The organism is Mucilaginibacter gracilis (assembly GCF_003633615.1).
In the GTDB taxonomy this organism is placed as follows: domain Bacteria; phylum Bacteroidota; class Bacteroidia; order Sphingobacteriales; family Sphingobacteriaceae; genus Mucilaginibacter; species Mucilaginibacter gracilis.
The window spans coordinates 4,909,468-4,927,193 of the sequence record NZ_RBKU01000001.1 but is presented as its reverse complement, the minus strand read 5'-3'; the positions used below and the strand labels follow the sequence as shown (position 1 = coordinate 4,927,193).

General features: G+C 45.6%; 23 protein-coding genes. 21 read left to right on the top strand and 2 right to left on the bottom strand.

Annotated features, from left to right (window positions below; translation table 11 throughout):
* Window positions 1–90: 90 nt before the first annotated feature.
* From BDD43_RS21985 to BDD43_RS21905, 17 genes are all read left to right on the top strand, one after another.
* Window positions 91–687: a GNAT family N-acetyltransferase gene (locus tag BDD43_RS21985; protein WP_246001720.1), complete on the top strand. Its 597-nt coding sequence runs from the start codon at window positions 91–93 to the stop codon at window positions 685–687.
* An 11-nt stretch (window positions 688–698) separates the two neighbouring features.
* Complete coding sequence (locus BDD43_RS21980) at window positions 699–1,622, top strand: helix-turn-helix domain-containing protein (protein ID WP_121199819.1); 924 nt, start codon at window positions 699–701, stop codon at window positions 1,620–1,622.
* Window positions 1,623–1,823: 201 nt separating this feature from the next.
* Window positions 1,824–2,699 carry an RteC domain-containing protein gene (locus BDD43_RS21975; RefSeq protein WP_121199817.1) on the top strand — a complete coding sequence of 292 codons (876 nt, stop codon included), beginning with the start codon at window positions 1,824–1,826 and terminating at the stop codon, window positions 2,697–2,699.
* Between the two features lie 119 nt (window positions 2,700–2,818).
* On the top strand, window positions 2,819–3,352 hold the full coding sequence (locus tag BDD43_RS21970) for a hypothetical protein (protein ID WP_121199816.1): 534 nt from the start codon (window positions 2,819–2,821) through the stop codon (window positions 3,350–3,352).
* A gap of 123 nt (window positions 3,353–3,475) precedes the next feature.
* Entirely contained in the window at window positions 3,476–3,754 is a 279-nt protein-coding gene (locus tag BDD43_RS21965; RefSeq protein WP_121202076.1) for a DUF4134 domain-containing protein, read from the top strand.
* Window positions 3,751–4,170: a DUF4133 domain-containing protein gene (locus tag BDD43_RS21960; RefSeq protein ID WP_121199814.1), complete on the top strand. Its 420-nt coding sequence runs from the start codon at window positions 3,751–3,753 to the stop codon at window positions 4,168–4,170. Before BDD43_RS21965 ends, BDD43_RS21960 begins: the two co-directional genes overlap by 4 nt.
* Complete coding sequence (locus BDD43_RS21955) at window positions 4,157–6,610, top strand: TraG family conjugative transposon ATPase (RefSeq protein WP_121199812.1); 2,454 nt, start codon at window positions 4,157–4,159, stop codon at window positions 6,608–6,610. The genes BDD43_RS21960 and BDD43_RS21955 overlap by 14 nt, the downstream gene beginning before the upstream one ends.
* 12 nt (window positions 6,611–6,622) lie before the next feature.
* The gene (locus tag BDD43_RS21950) at window positions 6,623–7,006 is read left to right on the top strand and encodes a hypothetical protein (RefSeq protein WP_121199810.1); all 384 of its coding nucleotides are present in this window, start codon (window positions 6,623–6,625) and stop codon (window positions 7,004–7,006) included.
* 70 nt (window positions 7,007–7,076) lie between these two features.
* Entirely contained in the window at window positions 7,077–7,799 is a 723-nt protein-coding gene (locus BDD43_RS21945) for a conjugal transfer protein TraI (RefSeq protein ID WP_121199808.1), read from the top strand.
* 16 nt (window positions 7,800–7,815) lie between these two features.
* Window positions 7,816–8,511, top strand: coding sequence for a hypothetical protein (locus tag BDD43_RS21940; RefSeq protein ID WP_246001717.1), 696 nt, complete (start codon window positions 7,816–7,818; stop codon window positions 8,509–8,511).
* A gap of 19 nt (window positions 8,512–8,530) precedes the next feature.
* Complete coding sequence (locus BDD43_RS21935) at window positions 8,531–9,169, top strand: TerB family tellurite resistance protein (protein WP_211339772.1); 639 nt, start codon at window positions 8,531–8,533, stop codon at window positions 9,167–9,169.
* A 2-nt stretch (window positions 9,170–9,171) separates the two neighbouring features.
* Window positions 9,172–10,401 (top strand): conjugative transposon protein TraJ, encoded by a 1,230-nt coding sequence (traJ, locus tag BDD43_RS21930; RefSeq protein ID WP_121199804.1) that lies wholly within the window; start codon window positions 9,172–9,174, stop codon window positions 10,399–10,401.
* Between the two features lie 65 nt (window positions 10,402–10,466).
* Window positions 10,467–11,081 carry a conjugative transposon protein TraK gene (gene traK, locus BDD43_RS21925; RefSeq protein ID WP_121199803.1) on the top strand — a complete coding sequence of 205 codons (615 nt, stop codon included), beginning with the start codon at window positions 10,467–10,469 and terminating at the stop codon, window positions 11,079–11,081.
* 2 nt (window positions 11,082–11,083) lie between these two features.
* Entirely contained in the window at window positions 11,084–11,299 is a 216-nt protein-coding gene (locus BDD43_RS21920; protein WP_246001716.1) for a hypothetical protein, read from the top strand.
* Between the two features lie 30 nt (window positions 11,300–11,329).
* On the top strand, window positions 11,330–12,412 hold the full coding sequence (locus tag BDD43_RS21915) for a conjugative transposon protein TraM (protein WP_121199799.1): 1,083 nt from the start codon (window positions 11,330–11,332) through the stop codon (window positions 12,410–12,412).
* Window positions 12,413–12,441: 29 nt separating this feature from the next.
* Entirely contained in the window at window positions 12,442–13,434 is a 993-nt protein-coding gene (locus tag BDD43_RS21910) for a hypothetical protein (RefSeq protein WP_121199797.1), read from the top strand.
* A 59-nt stretch (window positions 13,435–13,493) separates the two neighbouring features.
* A complete protein-coding gene (locus tag BDD43_RS21905) occupies window positions 13,494–13,673 on the top strand; it encodes a histone H1 (protein ID WP_121199795.1) in 180 nt (59 codons plus the stop codon).
* Between the two features lie 95 nt (window positions 13,674–13,768).
* Here BDD43_RS21905 and BDD43_RS21900 read toward each other — a convergent pair whose 3' ends face one another.
* Window positions 13,769–14,110 (bottom strand): hypothetical protein, encoded by a 342-nt coding sequence (locus BDD43_RS21900; RefSeq protein WP_121199793.1) that lies wholly within the window; start codon window positions 14,108–14,110, stop codon window positions 13,769–13,771.
* Between the two features lie 548 nt (window positions 14,111–14,658).
* On the opposite strand from BDD43_RS21900, the gene BDD43_RS21895 reads away from it, so the two are divergent.
* The 4 genes from BDD43_RS21895 (at window position 14,659) to BDD43_RS21885 (ending at window position 16,374) form a co-directional block, all read left to right on the top strand.
* A complete protein-coding gene (locus BDD43_RS21895; RefSeq protein ID WP_121202074.1) occupies window positions 14,659–15,267 on the top strand; it encodes a hypothetical protein in 609 nt (202 codons plus the stop codon).
* 81 nt (window positions 15,268–15,348) lie between these two features.
* Window positions 15,349–15,486 (top strand): hypothetical protein, encoded by a 138-nt coding sequence (locus BDD43_RS30205; RefSeq protein WP_162847143.1) that lies wholly within the window; start codon window positions 15,349–15,351, stop codon window positions 15,484–15,486.
* Window positions 15,473–15,955 carry a J domain-containing protein gene (locus BDD43_RS21890; RefSeq protein ID WP_121199792.1) on the top strand — a complete coding sequence of 161 codons (483 nt, stop codon included), beginning with the start codon at window positions 15,473–15,475 and terminating at the stop codon, window positions 15,953–15,955. Before BDD43_RS30205 ends, BDD43_RS21890 begins: the two co-directional genes overlap by 14 nt.
* Before the next feature lie 38 nt (window positions 15,956–15,993).
* A complete protein-coding gene (locus tag BDD43_RS21885) occupies window positions 15,994–16,374 on the top strand; it encodes a hypothetical protein (protein WP_121199790.1) in 381 nt (126 codons plus the stop codon).
* Between the two features lie 103 nt (window positions 16,375–16,477).
* Here the strand turns inward: BDD43_RS21885 and BDD43_RS21880 are convergent, their stop codons facing one another.
* The gene (locus tag BDD43_RS21880; RefSeq protein ID WP_121199788.1) at window positions 16,478–17,614 is read right to left on the bottom strand and encodes a WYL domain-containing protein; all 1,137 of its coding nucleotides are present in this window, start codon (window positions 17,612–17,614) and stop codon (window positions 16,478–16,480) included.
* Between the last annotated feature and the right edge of the window lie 112 nt (window positions 17,615–17,726).

Here is a 17,726-nt window from a genome sequence, read left to right as displayed (position 1 = left end):
GGCTTGTTCTGTTTTAGAGGTATTTAGTCGTACCGCGTGGACAGTAACAGGTCATTCCCGCGCTTTCGCATTTAACCTAAACTGAAACCAATGAAAATGCGGAAAGATATGAGAAGTGCAATGAGAACCGATAAGCCGCTGGTAACCGACCTGTTATCCGCTGCCTTTGATGACAATTTAAGTGTGAACTATAGTGTCCGCCAGGACGATAAACGCAAACAGCGCATACGTGCGCTGATGGATTATTCTTTTGAGGTCTGCTATCGCTTTGGCAAGGTCTGGCTGTCCGAAGATCGAAAAGCCTGCGTACTCTTACTGTATCCTCACCAAAAGAAAACTGATTTAAAAGCCATTTGGCTGGACTTGATACTGATCGTTAAAGCCATCGGTTTAGGTGGCATCAAAAAAGCGGTCGACCGTGAAGCAAAGATTAAATCTAAACAGCCGAACGAGCCGATAGTTTATTTATGGTTTATCGGGGTTGCTCCGCTCTATCAGCACCAGGGCACCGGTAGCCGGTTATTAAAACAAGTCATAGCCGCTGCAAAGCTGCAAAACCTGCCCGTTTTCCTGGAAACATCCACCGAACGCAACTTGCCCTGGTATAAACGATATGGCTTCAATGAATACGATTCGCTGGAATTGGGTTATACCCTGCATTTTCTGAAATATGAACATATTAAGTAAGGAGGCGATATATGTTAGTGTTTGGAACACAGGTGCATATCGTCACCTTTTTATTTATTATAGCCGAGGGGATGATGTTTTTCATCGAATCGGTCATTTACGCCATTTGGCCGGATAAACGTCGGGGCTGGTATTTGGTGCTATTAGGTTTATTACTGCTTTATAATGTTACAGGAGGATTGTTCCCCGATCCCAAGATAAATATCTCCATTTCCTTGCAGGAAATGATCGCCTACGGCACCGGATTTTTAATGGCATCCTATTTCCCCTTTTATTTTTATAAAGCCTTTGACCTGAAATCGCTGCGCTGGCACGCTTTGTTCGGGGTGCCTTTATTCCTGATGCTGCCCTACCTGATGTTTTTCGTGATCATGTATGCGATTAATGGGGATTTGGAGAAAGATATTCGCTATGGTGTAATTGCACCTTTTATTTATTCATTAATCTTACTTTGGGTGATGTTATGCGCCATCCGCAAACATTACCGGGAAAACCGCGATCGTAATTATTATATCGAGGAAATGGCGGTTTACTGCGCTGTGACCCCCTGGGCAGCTATGACAGTGTTCTCCTGGTTTCAGGTTAACCAACTGACCGAGGTGCTTTGCACCAATACCGGCTTTATATTCATTGCACTGATGTTTTTTGTTAAATCTGTCAAACGCGCGAAAATGGATGACCGGAAATTAGCGGAATTAAAAAGGATTGGCAGACTGCCCTCTGTTTATTTTGATGTCAACAGCCAGCGTTATGGTTTGAGCAAAAGAGAAATGGAGGTCGCGCAGTTAGTGCGTGAGGGCTTGCAAAACAGGACCATTGCAGACAGGTTGCATATCTCATTAAGTACGGTCAAAACGCACATTGAAAGCCTGCTTCGGAAAACCGGGGCCACCAGCCGTTGGGAGATCGCCCATAAACTATTCTATGAGAGCTGATAACGGCTAAATATATCGGTCATCAGGCGGTTTTATGCAAATCAGTCTGATGACCGATTGACTTTTTTTAATAACAAGGCACCTTTGTTCCTACAATTGCTAACCAGGTAAAAAAATTATGGAAAGAACAACTACGCATCTCCTGCATAGTTGAGGTGCCGGATAACCGGCAGACAGCAGGACTAATTAATAATTTGTATTATGTTATCAAAAGTTATCGAAAAGCTGTCCCGGCAGCTTACCGACGGTTTGGCGGATATTACCGCCAAAAAACTGTCTGCTGAAAAACGCTTGTCCGCCGCCCTGCAATTGATCCGCAGCTTATTGCACTTATTACGCGAACAGGTACTGCTGCATCCCTTTCAGGACAAACCTGACGAAATCCATGTATTCAAAAACATCAAGCCCCGGTTCCTTGCCGCCAAGATCTTTGAATTGGAACGCTACAACCTGGAGCAGAGCGCACCGGCGGGTACGCAAGAAAAACTGATCGCCTTTTATGAGAGTGAGCTGGACATCATCCGGCGCTTTTTTATGCGCTATGCTTTTCTCTACCAGTATTACCGTTCGGGCCTGACGGAGCTGGATGAACTCTATTTTATCAGGGGCGCGGAGGTGCCCACTGTCCTGATGCCAGAGTTTGGGGAACCCGACCCGGATTTTTCCACCTGCGGCGATTACCTGTTTGCCAAGCTCCAGGCATTTGAAACTTTGCAGGCGTATATCGCGGAGCGTATCGCCGGGTTGACAGCATTCTCTGGGCAACCGGGCCGCCTGTCCAAACCCTTTCGCTGGACGGGCGAAGTGGTCAACCTGATCGAGTTGGGCCATGCGGTTTATCTGAACGAACAGATCAATAACGGCGAATTAGGTATCGTGGAATTTTTTGAGGGGCTGGGTGAGTTTTTCGGGGTGAACCTGGGCATACCGAAAAAAGGTTTCGACGACCTGAAGAAACGCAAAAGATTGAGCAAAACACACTTTACCGACCGGATGCGGGATGCCCTCGTCAGGAAGATGGATGATGAGGATGCGCTGGATAAGAACAGGGCCTTAAAGAAAAAAACTGGTTTTTAATAGCTTAAAGGCGGTTTCCGGAGTATTTATCCCATGTGGGACGGGAAGATTTGCCATCTCCCAACCTTTGCTTTTGTAATTCCTGCCGCAATGGAGCGGCAGGACAAAAGCAAAATAATATGTTACATTTTTTCACCTGGCAACAGTTTTTAGTTGCCGCAGTCATCTTTACCGCAGTGTGGTATCTGGTGCTCGCCCTGCTCTTTTTCAGGGACAAGCTCGCCGCTTTGCTATCCGGCAAATCCAAAAACGAACAACCCGAAAAACTCAAAAGGGAATGGGAAGAAGAATTAGAGGGTGATCCTGAAGAGGAAAACGACCTGATCGGTGAGCAGGCGGTGCCCGAGGGTATCAGCGAAGTGGAGGCGCACATGCTCGGTTTTGCGCCGAAAGTATGGGATGAAGACGAAGCGGACAGCCGGGAAGTGCAATTGGGATTAGTCCCCGATGTGCTGGAAGAGCTGAAAACCATCTTCCACATCCTTGAAAACGAGGGCGGCAATGCGGAGGATTTTGTGTCGCTGTTCGGTATGGTCAAAACCAAATATGCCGGTATTGCCGGTTCGCCTAATGAAGCGGCGATCAACGAGTACATCCGCGAGAACGCCCCGTTCCCAATCTCGGACGAAGTGTTAGCAAACCTCTGGAATTAACCCTTAACCATTTAAACCATGAAATCATTATTAAAAGCTGTTTATCAGTACTTCAAAAACGGGATCAGCGATTACCGCGCCTTACCGGCAGATAAGAAACGCATCGCGTTCACCAAGACGCTGATGTTCCTTTCGGGCCTGCTCACAGTCAACATTTGCTTCGCCCAGGATGGTTCGGCGGGCATCACGGAAGCGACCACGATGGTCAAAGGTTACTTCGATGCAGGCTGTAATTTGATGTATGCCATTGGTGCCATATTGGGTATTGTGGGGGCAATTAAAGTGTTCCGTAAGTGGAACGAGGGCGAGCCGGACACCAATAAAGTGGCCGCAGCCTGGTTCGGCTCCTGTATTTTCTTAGTCGTGGTTGCTACCGTGATCAAATCATTTTTCGGGTTATGAGCAGCGTCTATCAGGTTAATAAGGGTATCAATAAGGCGATCGAGTTTCGGGGCGTCAAAGCGCAATACATCGGCTATCTGGCCGGTGTATTGGTCGCCTTACTGCTTTTGTTTGCCATCCTGTATATCTGCGGGGTCAACACCTGGGTTTGCCTGATCCTGATCGGCGGCACCGGTACAGGCTTAGTGACGACCATCTTTAGGCTAAGTCATAAATACGGACAGTACGGCTTACAGAAAAAGAGCGCCAAACGGAGTTTGCCCAACTACCTGAAATTCCGTTCAAGAAAATTATTTATTCACTTAACTGAGCAAAGCGATCTCTTGAGTGCCGTAGAAAAAACAATTTATCCACGAAAAAATATTAAAGTCCTCCCTACCGGGAAGGATTTAGGAGGGGCTTATGATAAATATTGAAGCTATATTGCCCGTTTATAAGGTCGAAAACAATTGCATTCTTTCCAGGCAAGGCGATATTACTATCGCTTATAAACTGGAACTGCCGGATATTTTTACCCTGTCGGGCCAGGAATACGAGGCTCTGCACCATGCCTGGCTCAAAGCCATCAAGATATTGCCGCAGCACAGCATCGTGCACAAACAGGATATTTTTATCCGGGCGGGCTATCAGGGTAAAACAGGTCAATCGGCCAGTTTCTTAGCAGATGCCAGCGAACAATATTTTGAGGGACGCCCTTATGTGGAGCATAGCTGTTATATCCTGCTGACCAAACAGCCGTCCGGACGGAAAGCGGCCAGCAGCGGTTATTCGGGCCTGATGCGCAAATCACCCGTACCCGCGCAGGCCATGAACGAGCAGTTGTACCGCGACTTTATCGAAAAGGCCGGAGCGTTCGAGCGCATTCTTTCGGACAGCGGTTTTGTTAGCTTAAAACGCCTGACCAATGAGGAACTGGCCGGCACCAAAAGCAAGGCAGGTATTATCGAGCAGTACTGTTTCCTGCAAGGTGAGAATGAAAGGCCGTTCATCAAGGACGTTCACCTGAAAGACGAAATTCGTATCGGCGATAATCATTGCCAGCTATTCACCTTATCGGATGTTGAGGACTTGCCATCGCTCTGCGGCAGCCGGGTCAATTATGACAAGTACAGCACCGATAAGACCAAGTTCAGTGTCGGTTTTGCCTCGCCGTTAGGTTTACTATTGGACTGTAACCACATCTACAACCAGTTCATCTTTATAGGCGATGCGCAGAAAACACTCAAAGGGCTGGAAAAGAAAAGATTACGTTTGCAATCCTTATCAGCTTACAGTAGAGAGAATGCCATTGCAAGGGATGCGACTTCGGATTTTCTGAACGAGGCCATCGCCGAACAAAGGCTGCCGGTTAAGGCGCATTTTAATGTGATGACCTGGACAAGCGACACGAAGCAAATACAGGAGATCAGGAATAAGGTAGGTTCCGCAATGGCCCAAATGGATGCTTCGGGTAAACAGGAAACTGATGGCGCGCCGCAGATCTGGTGGGCGGGCTTACCCGGCAATGCCGCAGACTTTCCGATGAACGATACGTTCGATACTTTTTTGGAGCAGGCCACCTGTTTTCTGAATTTGGAAAGTAATTACCGCACCTCGCAAAGCGGCTTCGGTATTCGCCTGGGCGACAGAATATCCGGCAAACCGGTTAGGGCGGACATATCCGACGAGCCGATGAAAAAAGGTTATATCACCAATCGCAACAAGATGATCTTAGGCCCGTCCGGTTCGGGTAAGTCTTTCTTCACCAACCACATGATAAACTCTTACTATGAACAAGGCGCACATATCGTTTTGGTGGATGTAGGCCACAGCTATAAAGGACTTTGCGATTTGGTGGGTGGTTATTACTTCACCTACGAGGAAAACAACCCGATCCGCTTTAATCCTTTTTATATAGCTAAGGGTGAAGTACTGGACATTGAGAAAAAAGAAAGCCTGAAAACGCTGTTACTGGCACTCTGGAAAAAGGAGAACGAGAATTTCGCAAGATCTGAATATGTAGCCATTTCCAATGCTATTACTTTATACTATCAGCACTTAGCCAGACACCCGAATATCTTTCCCGGCTTTAATTCTTTCTATGATTTTTTGATGGAAGAATACTTAGTGGTATTGGAAAACGGTAAGGTCAAAGAGAAAGATTTTGACATCGCGAACCTGCTGTATGTGCTCAATCCTTACTACAAAGGCGGTGAGTTTGATTACCTGCTGAACGCGACGGAGAACCTCGATCTGCTCAACGAACGCTTTATTGTGTTCGAACTGGACAACATCAAGAGCCACGAGATTTTGTTCCCGGTGGTGACGATCATCATTATGGAGGTGTTCATTTCCAAGATGCGAAAACTGCCTAAAAGCGTCCGTAAAGTCATTTTGATCGAGGAAGCCTGGAAAGCAATTGCCAAAGATGGTATGGCCGAGTACATTAAATTTCTCTTTAAAACGGTTCGAAAATTCTTTGGCGAGGCCATCGTCGTAACCCAGGAAGTAGAGGATATTTTAAGCTCACCAATTATCAAGCAGGCCATTGTCAATAACTCTGATTGTAAGATCCTTTTAGACCAATCAAAATACCAGAACAAGTTTGACGATGTGCAGGAACTGTTGGGCCTCACCGAAAAAGAAAAGGCGCTGATCTTATCTATGAATAAGGCCAACGACCCGGCTTACCGGTACAAAGAAGTTTTTATCAGCCTGGGCGGGCAAAGTTCGAAAGTCTACCGTACCGAAGTATCACCCTCTGAATATTACGCCTACACCACCGAAGCATCCGAAAAAGCAAAAGTGTTGGAATATGCTGAGCAATACGGCAGCATGGAAAAAGGCATAGCCGCAATGGTACAAAACATTAATTAAAAACTGAAGAAGATGAAAAAGCAACTATTAATTCTGGCAGTAGCGGTTTCAACATTGGCCGCCGCCTGCCATAGCGGAAGCAGCAGCAGTACCAAGGATTTTATACCCGGCACCTATGTGAGCCAGGCCCGCAGCGAGTATAGCATCGCCAATGACACCTTAGTGATCGAGGCCGGTAAGAATACCGAAAACATTTACCTCATTACCCGCAAGACCGGCTATAGGCGCATTACCGACGGCAAGCTCCAGTCCTTGCAGCACCAGGTTAAACGCTGGTCGGGTGAATGGGACGAGCAGAAGCAGATCCTGCAAATCATGCAGACCGGTAATTTCCTGCTATTTTACCCTGACAAGGGCAGCCTGCTCAATGGCAGCAGCGAATACTGGAAGCTGTAAAAGCCACAATTAACACAATTATTTAACGATTAAAAATTTACTCCCCTTTTGGGGGAGCGGGGGAACTTTTATGAAAAACTCCGAAGAAAACACAGATAGCGATATGAATGCAATAAAAAAATACATGGTAATTCTGCCCCTGTCGGCGATAACCATCTTTGTAGCCATACCCAAAGGCGCGGACGCGCAGGCCGTTGTAGGGTCAGTTATTTCCTCAACGGTAGGCCGGGTGATCCGGGCCATCGACCTGAAGATACAAAGTATGCAGAACCAAACGATCTGGCTGCAAAACGCGCAAAAGGCGCTGGAAAACCAATTGTCCAAACTGAAACTGACGGAAATATCCGATTGGTCGTCGAAACAGAAAGACCTGTTCGGCGAATACTACCAGGAATTATGGGACATTAAATCGGCCATCGCCTATTATTCGAAGATCAGCGAACTGACGCAAAAGCAGGTGGCCTTAGTCCATGCCTACAACCAGGCCTGGAACCTGCTCAAAGCGGACAAGCATTTTTCCGCTGATGAACTGGCCTACATGACCAAAGTCTATTCCGGCATACTGGAGGCCAGCGTGAATGACCTTGACCAGATCCTCTTAGTCATCAACGCCAGGAAAACCCAAATGCCGGATGCCAAACGCATGGAGATCGTTAACAAAGCCGCTGATCACATGGATGCCAATTACAACGATCTGCGGCAATTCAACAGCCAAAACCAAATTCTCAGCCTGCAACGTGCAGGCGATGAGAACGAGGTGTTAACACTGAAAAAATATTACGGTATTAATTAAGGGAAAGGAAAATCTTATGCACAAAAGTATTGATAATCTGATAACTGCAAAAGCTAAGTGTCAACTATTTTCAAGCTTGTTGCGGGCATTTGGGACATTAACGTTGCTGTTCTTGTTTTGCACCGTGCATGTGCAGGCGCAAAGTTTTGACGAGTGGTTCAACCAGAAAAAAACACAGATCAAATATCTGACCCAACAGATCGCCGCTTTACAAGCATGTCGGACTTCTTTGGAACAAGGTTACGCGATGATGAAAAGCGAATGGGGCGCTATCGGCAATTTCAAGAACGGCGAGTTTGGGCTGCACCAGGGCTATTACAACTCCTTTTCGGCGGTTAACCCGCAGGTTAAAGGCAGCGTGAATGTGACAACCATTCAGGCCGAACAGCAAAGTATCATCAGCCAGTTTAATGCCATCAGGAATCTAAACGGGCTGCAAGCAAACGAACAGTCCTATATCGGCAGCGTCCGGCAAAACATCATTGACCAATGCAATAAAGACTTGGACGACCTGCAAGCTGTGCTAAGCGCAGGGCAACTACAAATGACCGATGACGAGCGCATCAAACGCATTAACCAGATCACGGCAGCCATTAAGGATAAATATGTGTTTACCTGCTCATTTGCCAATCAAGTACAGCTATTGAGTTTACAGCGAAACCAGGATAATGAGCATACACAAACGCTAAGGAGGTATTATGAACCCAATTAAAAAAATAATAAAGCATTTCATGCCGGGGAGGGTTTTTGTCGCGCTGGCTTGCTTTATCCTTTCGGCTTTAAGCTTTCTGCCAGCAAAGGCGCAGGTAGCCACTGGACAAGATATGCAGCAATTGCTATTGGATATTGAAAAGCTGACACAGTTCAAAGCGATCCTGTCGGATATGGAGCAGGGCTATACCATTCTTACGCAAGGGTATGGTATGGTCAAGGACCTTTCACAGGGCAATTTCAACCTGCATTCCGCTTTTTTAAGCAGCCTCATGGCGGTTAGCCCAGAGATTAGGAAATACGGACGCATTGCAAATATCATCGCAGACCAGGCCAGTATCGTTACCGAGTATAAGGCTGCCTGGAAACGGGCCAATGCTGGCGGCCATTTCAACTCGGATGAACTGCTGTATATCAACAATGTATTTCAGCATCTGCTCAACCAGAGCGTGGATAACCTGACCAATTTAACCAACGTCATTACCGCGGGAAGCCTGCGCATGAGCGATGCCGAACGCCTGCAAGCCATAGACCATATCTATTCCGACACGCAAAACAAGCTGGTTTTCCTGCGGCACTTTAATAACCAGGTAACTATTCTTTCGGTGCAGCGGCAAAAGGCGATAAACGAGGTACAGACACTTAAAAACCTTTTTTAACAATGAAAAAAATTAAAATGCTAATCAAAAGCTCCCCCTTCAGGGGACTGGGGGGCGTTCTGCTGTTGCTGCTCCTGCCGCATCTTTCGCGGGCGGACGGCCTGGCCGACGACCTCAAGGGGATGCAGCCGGTACTCGACAACGTGTACAATCAAATGCTGCCGCTTTGCAGCCAGCTGATCGGCGCGGCGCGCGGCATAGCGGGGTTTGCGGCCCTTTGGTATATCGCTTCGCGGGTATGGCGGCAGATCGCGGCCGCCGAGCCTATCGACTTCTATCCTTTGCTCCGGCCTTTCGCTTTGGGAATCGCCATTCTTTTATTTCCGGCGGTGATAGCTGTCATGAACGGCGTTTTGCAGCCGGTGGTATCGGCAACGGGCAACATGGTGCAAAGTAGCAATACGGCCATTGCCCAACTGCTGGCCCAAAAGGAAGCGGCTGTTAAAAATTCCTCGGCTTACCAAATGTACGAGGGCGCAGACGGCAATGGCGACCAGGAAAAGTGGTTTAAGTACACGCATCCCGATGACCCGAACGGCGATAACCAGGGCATTTTTGACGGTATCGGCAATGATATTAAGTTTTGGGCGGCCAAGCAATCCTATTCGTTCCGCAACAGCATCAAGCAATGGATGTCCGAAGTTTTAGAGGTGTTGTATGCGGCTTCGTCCCTTTGTATCAATACCATACGGACGTTCTTTTTGATCGTACTGGCAATACTCGGCCCGTTGGTATTCGGTTTATCCACCTTCGACGGTTTCCAGCATAATTTGCACCAATGGCTCGCCCGGTATATCAATATCTTTTTGTGGCTGCCTATCGCCAATATTTTTGGCGCCATCATCGGGAAAGTACAGGAGAATATGCTCAAACTCGACATCTCGCAGATCCAGAGCCAGGGCGATACTTTCTTTAATTCGACCGATACGGCGTATTTGATTTTTTTGCTGATCGGCATTCTGGGTTATTTCTCGGTGCCAACCGTCGCCAATTTTATTGTACATGCACACGGCCAAAACGGTATGCTGCAGAGGGTAAACAGTATATCTGCGAGCACAACCAGTACCGTAGTTAGCGCCGGTGCGGCTGTTGGTTCTTCCGCCGGGTCAAGGGCGCTTCAGGGTGCCAGCAATATTATAAATGCGCCGGGCGACTTTATGAAAGGCTATAACAGCGCAGGTACGGGCGGAAGTGACCACCAGAAAGACCGGCTATCCGGTAAAAGCAGTTAACAGATTTTTAACCATTTAAAAAGAAGTCTCCCCTTCCGGGGGAGATTTAGAGGGGGCTGAGCCATATGTTTCAACAACTAAAAAATATCGACACCGCATTTAAGCATATCAAGCTGTTCAGTTATTTGCTGATCGCGGCTTGTATAGGCGTTTCCTGCTTTGCCATTTATAAAAGCTACCAAAGCTCAGCCAGTGATAAGGCACGCATTTATATCCTGGCCAACGGGAAAGCATTGGAGGCGTTCGCGGCAGACCGCAAGGAAAATATCCCGGTCGAGATCAGGGATCATATCAAAATGTTCCACCACTACTTTTTTACACTTGACCCGGATGATAAACAGATACAGGCCGGTATCACGCAGGCGCTTTATTTAGCGGACGGCAGCGCCAAGAAAGCCTACGACGACCTCAAGGAAGCCGGTTATTTCAACAACATCGTGAGCGGCAATATCAGCCAGCAGATCAGCGTGGACAGCGTACAGGTGGATATCAACCAATATCCATTTTATTTCAAATGCTTCGCCACCGAGAAGCTGATCCGCTCCACATCCACCACCGGCCGCAGCCTGGTTACGCAGGGCTATTTGCGAAATGTGAACCGCTCGGATAATAACCCGCATGGCTTCCTGATCGAAAAATGGGAAACATTAGAAAACAAGGATCTAACCCAAAGCAAATGACCATGCGATTATTCAGCAAAAAAAAGCAGCGGGCCAAGCAAAGCCGCATCGCCGGGCAGATCGAAACGGTGCTCAACCGCAAGCAAAAGCAAATCGCGGATACGCTGAACCGCAGGACACAGCACTGGAACCGGGCCTCAAAGCTGATCCTGTTACTGCTGATCTGCCTGCTGTTCGGCGGGACCAGCCTCTGGCTGCTGATCCGCGCCATGAATTAAATCAATTATCAACTCATAAAAAATAAAGACATGAAACAACAAACCGCAGAACAGCTGGAGCAACAGGAAAAGCTCAAAAAATTCTTACTGGTGCTGCCCTTACTCATCCTGCCTTTTTTAGCCCTGGCATTTTACGGATTAGGCGGCGGGAAAGGGCAAAGCAACAGCCAGGCCGTAGCCTATAAAGGCATCAACACGCAATTGCCGGAAGCACAATTCAAAAAAGACCAGCCGCAGGATAAAATGAGCCTGTACAACCAGGCGGCACAGGACTCGGTACGGTCAAAGAACAATGCCGCTAACCCGCTGTTCTCCCTGGCTAAACCGGAAACAGGCAGCGCATACGGCCCATCGGCAGATGCAAGCGCCGAAAAGATCAACCAAAAGCTGGCACAGATCGGCCGCGAGATCAATAAGCCGCAGCCATCGGCGACCACTTCTTATAGTAACCCTGCCGTAACGCAAAGCAGCACGGAAACGGATAAGCTGGAAAAACTGCTGAAATCCATGAACAGCAAGAATGCCGACGATCCCGAATTAAAGCAGCTCAACAGTATGCTGGATAAGATCGCCGCTATCCAAAACCCCGGTTCAGTGCAGCCACCAACGATCAAACCCGAACAGTCGGTCAAACCCGACAGCGCTTTTAAAGCGATACCCGCCGTCATCGAGGGCAGGCAAAAAGTAGCGCAGGGCGGCATGGTCAGGTTGCGCCTGCTTGATACCATCGTGTTGAAGAACATTACGATCCCCAAAGGCCAGTTATTGTTTGGTTCCTGCAATATTACCAACCAGCGCCTGCTACTGAATATTAAAAATATCCGCCTGGGCAACGCCATTATCCCGGTCGATCTTTCGGTTTTCTCCTTAGATGGGCTGTTAGGCATTGATGCCCCGGAAGCTGAATTAGGCGAGGCCGCCGGGAACGGCATTGGCAACGGTGTACAAGGCATGCAGTTTTTGAGTATGGATCAGTCGTTGGGTGTGCAGGCGGCAGGTGCCGGGATCGAAGCGGCTAAAGGCTTGCTCAACAAAAAAGTGAAGCGCATAAAAGTGAAGCTCAAAGACGGCCAGCGCATCTTATTACGCAATAACCAGCTTAAAAATCACTAAGCAATCATTGAATCATTAAACTGAAAATTATGAATTTAAACAATTTGCAAGACCTCAAAAAAGAGGTCGCCGCGTTGGGCTTCAACCCCAAAGTGGCAGAGGAACTGGAAAAGAACATGCGGAATTTGCCGCCCCACTTCACGGTTAAAGATCAGTTGCCGGGCGACAGAGGCCAGGTTGACCTTACCCTGCATTTCCACAAATCAAGCGTTTCGGACACTTTTAGTTTTAACAAGTACGAAGCCACGGCGGGCAAGGTGCCGCCATCGGTGGATAACCAGTCTTATATGGTATTGACCGAGAACAAGGATAATAAGGAAAAACCGCTTGTCAAAACATTTGAAAGCCCTAACGAAGCCATCGACTTCTTTAAAAAGCAGAAAGGGAATAGTGAACTGGCTTTAGGAGAAAGCCCGGAAAGCAAACAAGTATTGGCCAGCAGGCAAAACGGCAAGGACAATTATGTTCATGATGATTTTCGCGGCGCGTATTACAGCCCGGCCATCAAACAGACCTTTTATGTAAAAGAAGGTGCCGGGTATTCCGCCAGCCAGGCCGCTAACATGGTTCAGGGCCGTACGGTTCACCGCGACGATCTTTTGAATCCGAGGAACGGCGAACCCTATAAAGCCTGGGTGAAGCTCGATTTCGGGCAGAAAAAGGACGATTACGGCAACTTTAAACTTAAGCAGATGAACGATCCGGCTTTTGGCTTCGACCTGGAAAAAACGCTGAAAGGGTTTAATATTAAAGAACTTTCCGACCCTGCTAAAAAGGAGGCAATCACCGCTGCCATGAAAAATGGCGACCGGGTGGCCGTAACCGCCGTTGGCAGGGACGGTAAAGAAATTACTGTAAAAACCGAAGCTTCCCCGCAATTTAAAACGCTTGACTTCTATTCTGAAAAAGGCACCCGTGAAAAACGGGAACAGTTCAAAAAACCGGAAGTAGTACAATCACAAAGCAGAGGCCAGGGCAAAGCCAAAGAGGAAAAAGAAGAGCACAGCCTCAGCATCCGCTAATCAAGCCCGAATTACTATCATATATAATTAATCATTTAATAACCATTAAAATTAAAAGCATGAAAAAGTTCCAAGAATTGAAAGATTTGGTAAGCACCATTGAAAATGATGCCGTTAAATTCTATGAAAAAGGTAATAAGGCGGCCGGTACGCGCCTTCGCAATGGTTTACAGCAGATCAAAGGTTTGGCTACGGACATCCGCAAGGATGTGACCGAGATAAAAAATAAAGCCAAATAAACCCTTGCCTTTCATGGTAATCAGGCCGCCCCTTAACCGGGCGGCCTTTGTTTTGCTTTAATATCAACGGTTAACAAGCGCTGTAGTAATCAATACTATTTTTTACTTTCCAATAGTGATTTATACAGTTTCTTTATTTTTTTGGAATCCTTTTTTAGATTTTCCACAAAATCTTCCACGTCATCTTCTTTCATGCCAGCAATTTTTGCCTGGATAATGTCTTTCATCTCGGGGAGATTTTTCAGCTGCTTTTTAGTGTTATAAAAATTGGCATCGGCAAAAAATTCACTCATGTGCTTTTTACTTTTTTCTCTGATTTTATTTTGTTCGTCATAGCTTCCGGCACTTTTGCTGATGGCGTCAGATACAAGCATATCATAATAAGCAAAATGTGTAATGTTGTCTGCTATTTCAAGCGTGATGATATCAATATTCATGGTTTATTGGGTTTAGTTAATAAAGTTAGTGAATTATGAATGAATTGATTGCATTTTATTAAATCAGCGGCTCCAGCCGCTTCATTCCGTTCCTGCATTCAGCCGCTTCGCCGGCTTTCAGCACCGGCTGCGTTCCTTGCCCGTACTTTTCTTTTTACGGCTCCGCTTGATTAAATCCGTTTTTAAGCCCCTTTCTCGTCATTTTCTTACAGCAAATTTCTGATAAGCCCGCCATATCATCAAGCCCAAGCCCTGCGGGTTTTGCAAAAAAAATCTTCCTCTCATTTTTTCATCGGCTGCCGCTATCGCGGCGGGTGTTGGAGAGCGTATTTTTTTTTCAAAAGCCTTGCTGTTATGGCGGCCTTTTACAGGTGAGGTGCTTAAGAAAACGCGAGCGAGCGCATTGCGAGCGGCACTTTAAAAAAAACAATAAAAGCACCATGAACACAGCAAACGGCAGAGGCCCACCACCGCAGACAGGAAGCAAACCGCCGACCCTATCACACCGCAATTAAAAAATGAAAAAAAACAATTTAAAAATCGAAGTCATGAAAACTACAGTAATCGGAAGCGATAAAGCTAAAAACAACAACGAAGTAAAAACCACTAACCGTCCAAGTTTAACAGGAAAAGAAGTCAAAAATGAAGCCCTTAACAATCAAACCCCTGCCGATGCTACGCAGGTTGAGGAAACCAGCGCCCCCGAAGTCAAGACCGATAGCGGCCTTGCAGTGGATAACCAACCCGCAGACACTACAGCAGCCCCCAAAGCCGACGAAGTGAAACCCGCAGGGGAAGAAAAGCAACAGGCAGAACCGAGCAAAAAAGAGATCAAAGAGCAGTTGAATTTAAAGCCTGCCTTTAACCTTGATACAACGGTAAAACTGGTAGGCGAGTTAAGCAAGAAGATCACACAGCGGGATAAGCTAAGGGCGACTATAGATAACCTTGACAGCTTTACCATTGCGTCAAACGAGGACGGCGATGTAACCGGCAGTAACAAATTCTACCGTTGCGAACTGGTGTTACACGATGATAACGGCAACGAGTTTGTAACCAAGAACGCCTATATCATCGAGCATGTAACCCAATACGTTAATACCCTTTGCGTGGAGAAACTGGCAGAGATAGAAGCAGAAATTGTAATTCCTGCATAAGTTAATTAATGGGTGATGCCCTATGTATCAGTAATACATAGGGCATCTTGCTTAGATGGTATCATCTTAATAGCCAAGACAATGTTAGAAATTTTTATCGAGTTAACCAACCAAATATTTTGGGATGGTTATGCACAACAGTTAGCAACAGACAGCCCCGCCGTTTTCCAGTACGAGTTTAACGACTTCTTAAATAATTACAGCGATGAAGTGGTTTAATAACTGCGGAACATTGGAGGAAGTGAAAGCCCTTTATAAAAAGCTGGCTAAACAATATCACCCAGATTTAGGCGGTGATACGGTTACCATGCAGGAAATCAACAAAGAATATGCCTTTGCATCTGCTAAAGCCATTAAGGGCGCTAATCTATCCGATGAGGAAACTGAGAACGAAATCCTGTCGTCCGAAGGCTACCGCAATGCCATTGAGAAAATTATCCATTTAGACGATATCACCATTGAGTTAGTAGGATACTGGCTTTGGTGTACTGGCAATACCTACCCAGTAAGAGCTACCCTAAAGGATGCGGGTTTCCTTTTTGCATCTAAAAAATTGGCGTGGTATTTCCGTACCGCCGAATACAAGGTTAGCAAGGGCGGTAAAAAGTCGTTAAATGAAATTCGGGATAAGTATGGCAGCGAGGTTTTGAATGAGCGGAAGCCGAAGCACAACAATTTTATTAAGTAATTAAAAGGGAGGCGCAACCGCATAAAGGGCGCTTTTTTATGAAAGCACTAAATCAATTAACCAATACAGATAAGGGAAAGCTTTTGCATGAGCTTTTTCCCGATGAAATACCCGCCCTATTAGATAACATACAGGACGTTTGTGCCCATTTTAAATCCAATAGAGAGACTTACGCAAAAACGTGGGACTTTGGATTAATGAGTTTTGATATGTGGTTGCAACTCGCTGAACAGGCCGAGGCGATAATCAACAAGCACCGTTCCAATATGGTAAGAAGTAGCAAGGTATTTTCTGAACAACTATTTCATTCCTTTGACTATACTGTACTATTCGTAAATGATCGTATTATCAAATATGCGGAGGGAAAAAGTGAAAACAGCAAATTTAAACTGGCCGTAATTTTATTGTTTACCGCTTAGTTGTTTTCAACTAATCCATAGCCTTGTGTTTAAAGCGCAGGGCTTTTTTTGAAAAATTTTCCTGTTTAGGTCCTATAATACTTTGGCAGGTAAAATTTTACGTCTACTTGTACGATAAGTCCAATTTTTGTAAACTTTGAATACGGTCAATTCTAAAACTCCTATTATCATGCCTCAATAAACAATAACCTACCAGATAATTGACATCAAATGAACCTTCCTTTACGTTGATAATATTATAATTTTTTAAAGTGCGGTGAGATAATTGGTCGTTACGACTTTTGTACTTGATTCTAATGTACGAAAGACTTGCCAACGCATCTTTAATTGCGTCTGCTATTTCTGTTGCGATAAATTCTGGAGTAGCCGCTTCGGGTTTGTGTACTATATCAAATTTGGGTGCTTCTGCAATAAAAGGGCTTTTTATCTTAGCAAACGTTGTGGCTTGAACGATATCAAATTCTTCTACTTTATTTAATAGATAATCATACGCTCTTAAAAAGTAATAGCCACCGCGATAAGCGATATTCCTGGGTTTCGCCAACGTTTCTAATTTCTCCGTTTTGATATTTACAAATCCCGAACGCTTAATAATTTGCGAAAGGGCTAAAATAGTTGATGCATCTACTTCTTCAATAAGTTCCAACGCTTCTAAGGGCAGAGTATAACCCGAAATTTTATCATCCGTAGGATCAAAAAGATTAATTCTTACGTCAAGAGCAGATACGTTGCGTATCGGAGTTAGTTTCTTATCTGTTAACGCATGTTTTGATTTGTGAGGCTCAATATCAACCAATTGTAAAACGGGCGGTAAGAATGAGAGTAAAGAATTAATAACAGTGCTTCCTACGCCTGCGTTTACTGAATTATCTTCATAGTTGAGTGATGATTTCTTTTTGCCCAGTTCAATCGGTGCAGTTTTAAAAGCGACTTTATCACCTCTTTTCAAATAGTTTCTGTTAATGGTTGAAGAACATTTAAGTATGAGTTTCAAATCATCTTCATCAATTTCTGCAAAAATAAACTTATATGGTTTTGGCGAAAACCACGTGCATCTATATTTATAAGTATCTGATTTCACGCCGGAAAAGCTTTGTTTAGCTTTATAAATCTCGGCAACAACCATTAATGGGGGTAGCATGATGTGATCGCCGCTAATGATAATTTCTGTACTACCATCACTATATGGATGCATCTTCAGTGTTACAATATCACCAATGCTAAAAAGTTTAGATTCCATTCGTAAACTTAAAAAATTATTGCAACAAGTTTGTTATATTTGTAATTGCCTTGCAGCTTGAGGACGATAGACATTTAGTTAAGCCGCAAAATATTTCAGTTGAAGAATTTCT